Raw genomic sequence first — 7660 nt, forward strand, 5'->3', positions numbered from 1 at the left:
CGTCCGCGTCCATGAGCCGCCGCCTCTTCCTCACGACGACCGGCGCCCTCTCCCTCGGCGCCGCCCTGACCGCCTGCGGCGGCGGTGACTCGGGGAAGTCGCAGTCCGCGACCCAGCCGGTCAGCCAGGCCGACATCGACAAGGCGATGAAGACGCCGACCGAACTCACCTTCTGGACCTGGGTCCCGAACATCGCCAAGGAGATCGCCCTCTTCGAGCAGAAGTACCCGGCGGTCAAGGTGAAGATCGTCAACGCCGGCCAGGGCACCCCTCAATACACCAAGCTGCGCACGGCGTTGAAGGCCGGCAGCGGCGCCCCCGACCTGGTGCAGATGGAGTACCAGGCGATCCCCACCTTCACCATCACCAACAACCTGCTGGACCTACGGCCGTACGGCGCCGAAGCCCTCAAGTCCACGTTCGTCGACTGGACCTGGGGCCAGGTCNNTACCGCAAGGACATCTTCGACAAGCACGGCATCCAAGTCCCGGGGACCTGGGACGAGTTCGCCGCAGCCGCCCGCAAGCTCCACCAGGCCGACCCGGACGTCTACCTCACCAACCTCGCCGCGAACCAACCCGCCGCCTGGCACGGCCTGTTGTGGCAGGCGGGCGGCAAGCCGTACGTCAGCCGGAGCAAGGGCGAGATCGCGATCGGCGTCGACGACGCCGTGTCGAAGAAGCTCGGCGCCTACTGGGGCGGCCTCGCGAAGGAGGGCGTCATCGGCGTCGAACCCGACTTCACCGACGGCTGGTACGCGGCCCTCAACAAGGGCAAGTACGCGACCTGGCTCACCGCCGCCTGGGCACCCGCCTTCCTCTCCGGCTCAGCGAAGGACACCGCCGGGAACTGGCGCGCGGCCCCGCTCCCGCAGTGGGACGCCGCGAAGCCGTCCTCCGGGAACTGGGGCGGCTCCACCACCGCCGTCATCCGGGGCACCAAGAACGCCGTACAGGCCGCCGTGTTCGCGCAGTTCCTCAACAGCGACCCGGCCAGCGCGAAGATGTTCGCCACCGAACAGTTCTTCTTCCCGGCGACCAAGGCCCTCCTCGCCGACCCGTCGTTCACCGGCGACGCGCCCGCCTTCTACGGCGGCCAGAAGGTCAACGAGGTGTTCGCGGGCATCAGTTCGACCGTCGACGCCGACTTCCAGTGGCCGCCCTTCCTCGACCAGGCCGCCACCGACTGGACCGAGACCGTCGGCAAGTCCCTCGCCGACCACGCCGACACCGTGTCCGCGCTGGGGAGTTGGCAGTCACGGCTCACGTCGTACGCCAAGGGTCAGGGCTTCACCGTCAAGGGGAGCTGAGATGGCCGCACCGCGCCGGAGGTCGGCGGGACCCCTCTTCGTCGCCCCCTTCATGATCCTGTTCCTCCTCCTCTTCCTCACCCCCCTCGGCTACGCCGCCTACCTGAGCCTCTTCCAGGAACGCCTGATCGGCGGCACCGCCTTCGTCGGCCTCGACAACTACGTACAGGCCCTCGGCGACTCCCAACTCCTGCACGGCGTAGGGCGGGTGGCGCTCTTCTTCGTCATCCAGGTGCCGGTCATGCTGGCCCTGGCGCTCCTCTTCGCCCTCGCCCTGGACAGCGGCCTCCTGCGGCTCGCCCGGATCATCCGGCTCGGCGTCTTCGTGCCGTACGCCGTCCCGAGTGTCGTCGCCGCCCTGATGTGGGGGTACCTGTACGGGCCGGACTTCGGACCGTTCGCCCAGTTCGCGCGGGAACTCAGCCTGCCCGTACCGGACTTCCTCAGCGGAACCTGGATGCTGGGCAGCCTCGCGAACATCGTCACGTGGGAGTTCACCGGCTACAACATGATCATCCTGTACGCCGCGCTGCGCACCGTCCCCACCGAGCTGTACGAGGCCGCCGCGATGGACGGCGCGGGCGCCTGGCGGATCGCCTGGTCGGTCAAACTCCCCGCGCTGCGGCCCGCGTTGCTGCTCTGCCTGCTCTTCTCGGTGATCGGCAGCTTCCAGCTCTTCAACGAACCCAACCTGCTGATGAAGATCGCCCCCGATGTCATCACCAGCGACTACACCGCCAACCTCTACGCCTACTCCCTCGCGTTCACCGGCCAGCAGGTCAACTACGCGGCGACGGTGTCGTTCCTCCTCGGCCTCGTGATCGTCATCGCCTCCTACGCCGTCCTGCTGACCGCGAACCGCAGGAGGACCCCGTGACGACCACCCTCGACCGGCCGACGACCGTACAGAAGACGCCTGTGAGCAAAGCCAAGCGCCCCCGCCGCAGCACTCCGCTCACCATCGCCATGCTCGCGGCCCTCGCCTACTTCCTGCTGCCGCTGCTGTGGCTGCTCATCGCCTCCACCAAGTCCGCGCACGACCTGATCGACAGCTTCGGGCTGTGGTTCTCCGACGCGCCGCAACTGTGGACGAACGTCAGGGACACCTTCACGCAGGACGACGGCGTCTTCGTCACCTGGCTCCTCAACACCGTGCTGTACGCGGGTGTCAGCGCCGTCGGTGCCGCCGTCCTCGCCGCCGCCGGAGGGTACGGGTTCGCGAAGTTCCGCTTCCGGGGCGACCGGGCCGCCTTCAACCTGGTGCTCGGCGCGGTGATGGTCCCGACGACGGCGCTCGCGATCCCGACCTACCTGCTGTTCGCCGAGGCGGGCCTGGTGAACACGCCGTGGGCGATCATCCTGCCCTCGCTGGTCAACCCGTTCGGCCTGTACCTGATGCGGATCTACGCCGCCGACGCGATCCCCGACAGCCTCCTGGAGGCAGCCCGCATCGACGGCGCCGGCGAGGTGCGGATCTTCTTCCGCATCGCGCTCAGACTGCTCGGCCCCGGCCTCGTCACCGTCCTGCTGTTCACGCTCGTCGCGACCTGGAACAACTACTTCCTGCCGCTGATCATGCTGAACGACCCCGAGCTGTACCCGGTCACCGTCGGCCTCTCGTCCTGGGCCGCGCAGGCGCAGAACGGCGGCGCGGGCGCGAGCAGCGACATGCTCGCGCTCGTCGTGACCGGCTCCCTGCTCTCCATCCTCCCCCTCGTCGTGGCCTTCCTCATGCTCCAGCGGTACTGGCAGAGCGGTCTCGCGGCGGGCGGCGTCAAGCAGTAACCCCCACGTCCTTTCGGCAACTCCCCTTCTCTGGAGGCCAGTTCATGGCGGAACTCCCCGCCCGCGTCCTGTTCGGCGCCGCCTACTACCACGAGTACCAGCCCTACCCCCGCTCCGAGAACCGCCTCAAGACCGACCTCGACCTCATGGCCGAGGCCCACTTCACGGTCATCCGCGTCGGCGAGTCCGTCTGGTCGACGTGGGAGCCGGAGAACGACGTCTTCGACCTCGACTGGCTCCAGCCGGTCCTGGACGGCGCCCACGAACGCGGCATCTCCGTCGTCCTGGGCACCCCCACCTACGCCGTCCCGCCGTGGCTGGCCCGCCAGTACCCGGAGATCACCGGCGAACGCAGGACCGGCGAGCGCATCGGCTGGGGCGCCCGGCAGGAAGTCGACTTCACCCACCCGGCGTTCCGCTTCCACGCCGAGCGCGTCATCCGCCGGATCACCGCGCGCTACGCGGACCACCCGGCCGTCATCGGCTTCCAGGTCGACAACGAACCCGGCAACGAACTCCTGCACAACCGGGGCGTGTTCGAGCGGTTCACCGACCACCTGAGGCAGAAGTACGGCGACGTCGAGACCCTCAACCGCGAGTGGGGCCTCGTCTACTGGTCGCATCGCCTCTCCACGTGGGCCGACCTGTGGACCCCCGACGGCAACGTCCAGCCCCAATACGACGTCGCCTGGCGGGAGTTCCAGGCCCGGCAGGTCACCGAGTTCATCGGCTGGCAGGCCGACATCGTCCGCGAGTACGCACGCGACGACCAGTTCGTCACCACCTGCATCTCCTACACCCGCCCGGCCGTCGAGGACGACGAGCTGACCGACCGCCTCGACATCGCCTCCGGCAACCCGTACTACGCGATGCAGGACGGCCTGCTCCTCCCGGACCCCGCCGACCACGCCCAGAAGTGGCAGACCACCGGCGTCTGGTCCCTCTACCAGACCGCCGACTGGATGTTCTCCTCCCGCCAGTCCCCGTTCCTCGTCACCGAGACCAACGCCTCCTCGATCGGCTTCCCCTGGGACAACCGCCCCGCCTACGACGGCCAATGGCGCCAGGCCGCCTGGGCGCTGGTGTCCCGGGGCGCCCGCATGATCGAGTACTGGCACTGGCACACCCTGCACTTCGGCGCCGAGACCTACTGGGGCGGCGTCCTCCCGCACACCGGCAGGCCGGGCCGTACCTACGCCGAACTCGCCCGCCTCGGCGCCGAGTTCGACACGGCCGGGGAACTCGTCGCCGGCCTCGAACCCGACGCGGACGTCACGATCGTCTACTCGACGCCCAGCAAGTGGCTCATGCAGAAGTACCCGCCCCTCGCCACCCCGGACGGCGAACCCGACCCGGCCGCCTACCACGGCATCCTCGACCCCTTCTACCGGGGCGCGTTCGAGGCCCGCCGCCAGGTACGCGTCGTCCACGCACGCCAGTTGCACGACCCGGCCGGCGAACGCCCCGGCCTCCACCCGGAGTTCGCCGCCCAGGAACACCCGGTCCTGGTCGTCCCCGCGCTCTACCTCGCCGCCGACTCCACCCTGGAGTGGCTCGCCGCGTACGCCGAGGCGGGCGGCCACCTCGTCCTCGGCCCCCGCACCGGGTACGCCGACCAGGAGGCCCGCGCCCGCACCGACCGCGCGCCCGCCCGGCTGGCGCGGGCGGCGGGGGTGTCGTACGACGAGTTCAGCAACCTCGTCGCGGAGGTGCCGGTCACGGCCGGGGGGCGGCTGGGCATCCCGGAGGGGGCGACGGCCACGCGGTGGGCGGACGGGCTGACCCTCGACGGCCCGGCAACAGGCCCTGAGGCGCAGGGCGTTGAAGGAGCGGGCGGCGCGGAGGTCCTCGCCGGCTACGACCACCCTCACTTCGGCCGCTGGCCCGCCATCACCACCCGGCGCCACGGCGCAGGCCGGATCACCTGTGTCGGCACCGTCCCCGGCAAGGAGCTGGCCCGCGCCCTCGCCGAGTGGCTCGCCCCCGAACCCCGGCACGGCTGGGGCGAGTTGCCCGAGTCGGTGACGGTGACGAGCGGCACCTCGGCGGACGGCCGCCGCGTGTACGTCGTCCACAACTGGTCCTGGGAGCGGGCGAGTCTGCCGGCACCGGCCGGACTGACCGACGTACTCACCCGAGAAGCAGCGCACGACACCGTCGAACTCGGCGCCTGGGACGTCCGCGTGTTCGCAGAGGAGAAGCCATGCTGAAGAGACTCGGCGCCCTGGGGGCGGCCACCGCCCTCCTCGCCGTCCCGGCCGCCACCGCCCACGCCTACAACCCGACCGGCGGCATCCTGTACCAACTCGGCTCGGAGCCCTGCCTCAAGGGCCGGGGCAACTGCGCCATCTACCCCAAGTCGGCCCAGCTCCCCGGCGGCAGACTGGTCGCGGCCTTCGAGAAGTCGACCGTCGTCCCGTCGTCCGGCAGCGCGGACGGCCAGACCATCCCCGTCTACAAGAGCGACGACCACGGCACGACCTGGCAGCCCCTGTCCGAGGTGAAGGCCCCGGCGTACCTCGGCAACTACCCGAAGTACACCAGCAATTGGACCAACCCCTACCTCTACGTCCTCCCGCAGAACGTCGGCGCCCTCAAGCGCGGCACCCTCCTCATGGCGACCGTCGTCTCCGGTGACGACGCCTACTACAAGGAGCACAAGGCCGCCGACCCCACCTGGACGCCCTCCAACGACGGCGACCGCAGCGACCTGGCGATCGCCCTCTACGCCAGCGACGACGGCGGCGTGACCTGGCGGGTCGTCAACATCATCGCCACCGGCGGCTGGCAGGGAGGCAGCGCGGGAGCCGTCGGCCAGAACATCGCCGCCGCGAACACGCGCCGCCAGGTGGACCCGCTCTGGGAGCCGTACCTGATGGTGTATCAGGGCAAGCTGGTGTGCTTCTACTCCGACGAGAACGACTACACCGGCTTCGACCCGGCGACCGGCGTACCCGCCCTCGACCCCGCCAACGACACGGCGGCGGACTCGCACGGCCAGATCCTCGTCCACCGTACGTGGGACGGGCGTTCGGCGGCGTGGCAGAAGCCGGTCGTCGACATCGCCGGGCTCGCCTCGGCGCAGGGCATCGGCGGCGGGCGCCCCGGCATGACGAACGTCGTCCCCACGACCGACGGCAAGTGGCTGCTGACGTACGAGTACTGGGGCGGCGGCGCCAACACGCGCTACCGCGTCGCGAACAGCCCGCTGGAGTTCTTCAAGGGCTCGCCGCTCGGTGAGGGCGTCAACTCCCTGCCTGTGGACGCCGGTTCGCATCCGCTTGCGATGGGCGGGAGCCCCGTGCTGATCCGCCTGCCCGATGGGCGGCTCGTGTACAACGCGGCCGGGAGCGGGGACGTGTGGGTCAACGAGAGCGGGCGCAGCGACGGGGTGTGGAAGGAGTACCAGACGACGCTGGGCGCCGGGTACAGCCGTAACCTCCAGTACGACGCGGACACCGGGCGGGTCGTGATCCTGCGCAACCAGGGGACGTCGACGCTCGCGTACGCGGAGGTCGACCTGGGGCGGTCGGCAGGCCCTTACCACCGGTTGCAGAACCGCGCGACAGGCCAGGTCATCGGCACGGGCGGGAAGACCAACGACGCGAACCTCGGCAACGGCGACGTCCCCGACGTACGCCTCGAAGCCGCGGGCTCGGCGAGCAACCCGGACACCCAGTACTGGCACGTCGTGACCGAGCCGCAGGGCGGGACGACCCTCCTGAACCGGTCCGGCGGCCGGGCCGCCGCGATCTGGACCGGCAACGCGACCGAGGGCCAGCGGATCGGCCAGTGGGTCGACGACAGCCCGAAGGGCAGCTGGAACCTGATCGCCACCACGAATGGCTACTACCGCTTGCAGTCGGCCAAGAACCCCGAGCTGTACCTGACGGGCGCGAGCGCGGGAGCACCGCTGACGTTGCAGAGAACGGTTGCCGACGGTTCCCAGGAGTGGAGGCTCACAGGCCGCAGAAGCTGAGCGGGCGCCGGCCCGGGCGGACTCCGGTCAGCCCGCGTCGGCCTGGGCCTTCTTGGCCGATGCCTCCAGCTTCTGCCAGTACTCCTCGTACCAGGCCGTGTCGCCGCCGTCCATGTTGGTGTTGGCCTCCCGCATGCCGACCTTGCCGTCGATCAGTTCGCGGACGATGTCGGCGTGGCCGGCGTGACGGTGCGTCTCGGCCGTGACGTGCAGCATGATCAGCTGGAGTGTCACGTCGCCCTTGTCGCCCCACCACTCGACGTGGCCTTCCGCGTCGAGCGGCAGCGCCTCGACGGTGGCGTCGGTGTGCGCCCACGCGCGGTGGTAGAGGCCGAGGATGTCCTCGCGCGACTCGTCGTCCCGCGCCCACATGTCCGCATTGGCCTCGGCACCCTCCTCGTCCCAGGGGAGGGACTCGCCGTGCGGCCGGCCGAACGTCGGGCCGAAGTACCCGAACTCGACGCAGGCGAGGTGCTTCACCAGGCCGAGCAGGTTGGTGCCGGTCGGCGTCAGGGGCCTGCGGACGTCGTACTCGGACAGCCCGTCGAGCTTCCACACCATCGCCTCGCGGGCCGCCTTGAGGTACC

At 70.2% G+C, this 7660-nt stretch carries 6 protein-coding genes and 1 pseudogene; 6 read left to right on the forward strand and 1 reads right to left on the reverse strand.

The genetic code is table 11. The annotated features are described in order from the left end of the window. The 6 genes and pseudogenes from AOK24_RS50615 to AOK24_RS13675 all read left to right on the forward strand — a co-directional run. Nucleotides 1-446 (forward strand): extracellular solute-binding protein (locus tag AOK24_RS50615; protein ID WP_240553886.1); only part of this gene is annotated, 446 nt, incomplete at both ends. Between the two features lie 2 nt (nucleotides 447-448). Then, nucleotides 449-1309, forward strand: a pseudogene (locus tag AOK24_RS13655) (ABC transporter substrate-binding protein); the annotation flags it as partial. A gap of 1 nt (nucleotide 1310) precedes the next feature. After that, nucleotides 1311-2186 (forward strand): carbohydrate ABC transporter permease, encoded by an 876-nt coding sequence (locus AOK24_RS13660; RefSeq protein WP_055720332.1) that lies wholly within the window; start codon nucleotides 1311-1313, stop codon nucleotides 2184-2186. Continuing rightward, nucleotides 2183-3094, forward strand: a complete 912-nt coding sequence (locus tag AOK24_RS13665; protein ID WP_055720333.1) for a carbohydrate ABC transporter permease — start codon at nucleotides 2183-2185, stop codon at nucleotides 3092-3094. Before AOK24_RS13660 ends, AOK24_RS13665 begins: the two co-directional genes overlap by 4 nt. Before the next feature lie 44 nt (nucleotides 3095-3138). Continuing rightward, nucleotides 3139-5304 carry a beta-galactosidase gene (locus AOK24_RS13670; protein ID WP_055720334.1) on the forward strand — a complete coding sequence of 722 codons (2166 nt, stop codon included), beginning with the start codon at nucleotides 3139-3141 and terminating at the stop codon, nucleotides 5302-5304. Further along, nucleotides 5298-7073, forward strand: coding sequence for an RICIN domain-containing protein (locus AOK24_RS13675; protein WP_055720335.1), 1776 nt, complete (start codon nucleotides 5298-5300; stop codon nucleotides 7071-7073). Before AOK24_RS13670 ends, AOK24_RS13675 begins: the two co-directional genes overlap by 7 nt. Nucleotides 7074-7100: 27 nt before the next feature. Here AOK24_RS13675 and AOK24_RS13680 read toward each other — a convergent pair. Beyond that, nucleotides 7101-7660 (reverse strand): DinB family protein (locus AOK24_RS13680; protein WP_055720336.1); only part of this gene is annotated, 560 nt, incomplete at its 5' end.

This window comes from Streptomyces niveiscabiei (assembly GCF_001419795.1).
In the GTDB taxonomy this organism is placed as follows: domain Bacteria; phylum Actinomycetota; class Actinomycetes; order Streptomycetales; family Streptomycetaceae; genus Streptomyces; species Streptomyces niveiscabiei.

Excerpts from the sequence above, each read along its gene's own strand:
- AOK24_RS13660 (WP_055720332.1), top strand. The coding sequence starts at position 1,311 with ATGGCCGCACCGCGCCGGAGGTCGGCGGGACCCCTCTTCGTCGCCCCC.
- AOK24_RS13670 (WP_055720334.1), top strand. The coding sequence starts at position 3,139 with ATGGCGGAACTCCCCGCCCGCGTCCTGTTCGGCGCCGCCTACTACCAC.
- AOK24_RS13675 (WP_055720335.1), top strand. The coding sequence starts at position 5,298 with ATGCTGAAGAGACTCGGCGCCCTGGGGGCGGCCACCGCCCTCCTCGCC.